Annotated in this window: 1 protein-coding gene; it reads right to left on the reverse strand. The window is 65.4% G+C overall.

All coding sequences use genetic code 11. The features are described from left to right. Positions 1-402, reverse strand: a 402-nt coding sequence (gene hisB / locus DAI20_RS20045) for a histidinol-phosphatase (protein ID WP_108252911.1), incomplete at its 3' end; no start/stop codon positions are given. Between the last annotated feature and the right edge of the window lie 162 nt (positions 403-564).

Raw genomic sequence — 564 nt, forward strand, 5'->3', positions numbered from 1 at the left:
CTGCAGGTCGGTGATGCGATCGCCGACCATGCCCGAACGCGCCCAGTCGATGCTGCGGTCCTGCAGATAAGCCGTCATCAGTCCGATGCCCGGCTTGCGGGTCGGCGCGTTGTCCTGCGGCCAGCTGCAGTCGATCAGCACGTCACGGAAAGTGATGCCCTGGCTTTCGAAGATCTGCAGCATCAGCTCGTTGGGGCCATCGAAGCTGGCACGCGGGTAGCTGTCGCTGCCCAGGCCATCCTGGTTGGTGACGATCACGAACTGGTAGCCGGCATCCCGCAGCTTCAGCAGCGCCGGGATCACCTGCGGCACGAAGCGCAGCTTTTCGTAGGCGTCGATCTGGAAGTCGGACGGCTCCTCGATGAGGGTACCGTCGCGGTCGATGAACAGGATCGGGGTCATGCTGCGGCCCTCCGCGCCGACAGGGCCGCAAGCACGCGGTCATTCTCTTCGGGGCTGCCGATACTGATGCGCAGTGCATCACCCAGCTGCGGCGCGGCGCGCTGGTCGCGTACCACCACGCCGGCATCCAGCAAGGTGTCGAACGCTGCCTGCGCATCAGTG

It is taken from the genome of Planctomonas deserti, from assembly GCF_003067705.1.
Classification (GTDB): domain Bacteria; phylum Actinomycetota; class Actinomycetes; order Actinomycetales; family Microbacteriaceae; genus Planctomonas; species Planctomonas deserti.